This window comes from Pseudomonas sp. ACN8 (genome assembly GCF_002303925.1).
Classification (GTDB): Bacteria; Pseudomonadota; Gammaproteobacteria; order Pseudomonadales; family Pseudomonadaceae; genus Aquipseudomonas.
In genome coordinates this window covers 1-2,831 of the sequence record NZ_MRCS01000102.1, presented here as the reverse complement: position 1 = coordinate 2,831, position 2,831 = coordinate 1, and the positions used below count along the sequence as shown (strand labels likewise).

Genomic DNA, 2,831 nt, shown 5'->3' with positions numbered 1-2,831 from the left:
ATGAAATCGAGTAGGACGGAGCACGAGAAACTTTGTCTGAATATGGGGGGACCATCCTCCAAGGCTAAATACTACTGACTGACCGATAGTGAACTAGTACCGTGAGGGAAAGGCGAAAAGAACCCCGGAGAGGGGAGTGAAATAGATCCTGAAACCGTATGCGTACAAGCAGTGGGAGCCCACTTTGTTGGGTGACTGCGTACCTTTTGTATAATGGGTCAGCGACTTATTTTCAGTGGCGAGCTTAACCGAATAGGGGAGGCGTAGCGAAAGCGAGTCTTAATAGGGCGTCTAGTCGCTGGGAATAGACCCGAAACCGGGCGATCTATCCATGGGCAGGTTGAAGGTTAGGTAACACTGACTGGAGGACCGAACCGACTACCGTTGAAAAGTTAGCGGATGACCTGTGGATCGGAGTGAAAGGCTAATCAAGCTCGGAGATAGCTGGTTCTCCTCGAAAGCTATTTAGGTAGCGCCTCATGTATCACTGTAGGGGGTAGAGCACTGTTTCGGCTAGGGGGTCATCCCGACTTACCAAACCGATGCAAACTCCGAATACCTACAAGTGCCGAGCATGGGAGACACACGGCGGGTGCTAACGTCCGTCGTGAAAAGGGAAACAACCCAGACCGTCAGCTAAGGTCCCAAAGTTATGGTTAAGTGGGAAACGATGTGGGAAGGCTTAGACAGCTAGGAGGTTGGCTTAGAAGCAGCCACCCTTTAAAGAAAGCGTAATAGCTCACTAGTCGAGTCGGCCTGCGCGGAAGATGTAACGGGGCTCAAACCATACACCGAAGCTACGGGTATCATCTTAGGATGATGCGGTAGAGGAGCGTTCTGTAAGCCTGTGAAGGTGAGTTGAGAAGCTTGCTGGAGGTATCAGAAGTGCGAATGCTGACATGAGTAACGACAATGGGTGTGAAAAACACCCACGCCGAAAGACCAAGGTTTCCTGCGCAACGTTAATCGACGCAGGGTTAGTCGGTCCCTAAGGCGAGGCTGAAAAGCGTAGTCGATGGAAAACAGGTTAATATTCCTGTACTTCTGGTTATTGCGATGGAGGGACGGAGAAGGCTAGGCCAGCTTGGCGTTGGTTGTCCAAGTTTAAGGTGGTAGGCTGAGATCTTAGGTAAATCCGGGATCTTAAGGCCGAGAGCTGATGACGAGTGTTCCTTTGGAACACGAAGTGGTTGATGCCATGCTTCCAAGAAAAGCTTCTAAGCTTCAGGTAACCAGGAACCGTACCCCAAACCGACACAGGTGGTTGGGTAGAGAATACCAAGGCGCTTGAGAGAACTCGGGTGAAGGAACTAGGCAAAATGGCACCGTAACTTCGGGAGAAGGTGCGCCGGTGAGGGTGAAGGACTTGCTCCGTAAGCCCACGCCGGTCGAAGATACCAGGCCGCTGCGACTGTTTATTAAAAACACAGCACTCTGCAAACACGAAAGTGGACGTATAGGGTGTGACGCCTGCCCGGTGCCGGAAGGTTAATTGATGGGGTTAGCTAACGCGAAGCTCTTGATCGAAGCCCCGGTAAACGGCGGCCGTAACTATAACGGTCCTAAGGTAGCGAAATTCCTTGTCGGGTAAGTTCCGACCTGCACGAATGGCGTAACGATGGCGGCGCTGTCTCCACCCGAGACTCAGTGAAATTGAAATCGCTGTGAAGATGCAGTGTATCCGCGGCTAGACGGAAAGACCCCGTGAACCTTTACTATAGCTTTGCACTGGACTTTGAATTTGCTTGTGTAGGATAGGTGGGAGGCTTTGAAGCGTGGACGCCAGTTCGCGTGGAGCCAACCTTGAAATACCACCCTGGCAACTTTGAGGTTCTAACTCAGGTCCGTTATCCGGATCGAGGACAGTGTATGGTGGGTAGTTTGACTGGGGCGGTCTCCTCCTAAAGAGTAACGGAGGAGTACGAAGGTGCGCTCAGACCGGTCGGAAATCGGTCGTAGAGTATAAAGGCAAAAGCGCGCTTGACTGCGAGACAGACACGTCGAGCAGGTACGAAAGTAGGTCTTAGTGATCCGGTGGTTCTGTATGGAAGGGCCATCGCTCAACGGATAAAAGGTACTCCGGGGATAACAGGCTGATACCGCCCAAGAGTTCATATCGACGGCGGTGTTTGGCACCTCGATGTCGGCTCATCACATCCTGGGGCTGAAGCCGGTCCCAAGGGTATGGCTGTTCGCCATTTAAAGTGGTACGCGAGCTGGGTTTAGAACGTCGTGAGACAGTTCGGTCCCTATCTGCCGTGGACGTTTGAGATTTGAGAGGGGCTGCTCCTAGTACGAGAGGACCGGAGTGGACGAACCTCTGGTGTTCCGGTTGTCACGCCAGTGGCATTGCCGGGTAGCTATGTTCGGAAAAGATAACCGCTGAAAGCATCTAAGCGGGAAACTTGCCTCAAGATGAGATCTCACTGGGACCTTGAGTCCCCTGAAGGGCCGTCGAAGACTACGACGTTGATAGGTTGGGTGTGTAAGCGCTGTGAGGCGTTGAGCTAACCAATACTAATTGCCCGTGAGGCTTGACCATATAACACCCAAGCAATTTGATGCTCCTAGTTGAAGAAACGAAAGAGACCAGATTGCGGTGTGTGAAGACGAAACGAACCGAAAGTTCGAAACTCACAAAACACCGAAGCTGTCACATACCCAATTTGCTGAAGCGCGGCCGGCCGGCCACGACTCGGTACCCGAATTTCTTGACGACCATAGAGCGTTGGAACCACCTGATCCCATCCCGAACTCAGCAGTGAAACGATGCATCGCCGATGGTAGTGTGGGGTTTCCCCATGTGAGAGTAGGTCATCGTCAAGATTAAA

The 2,831-nt window shown here is 52.1% G+C and carries 2 rRNA genes; both read left to right on the top strand.

The window, feature by feature from the left end:
• Positions 1–2,542, top strand: a 23S ribosomal RNA gene (locus BSF44_RS29045); the annotation flags it as partial.
• A 168-nt stretch (positions 2,543–2,710) separates the two neighbouring features.
• Positions 2,711–2,826, top strand: a 5S ribosomal RNA gene (gene rrf, locus BSF44_RS29040).
• Positions 2,827–2,831 lie beyond the last annotated feature (5 nt).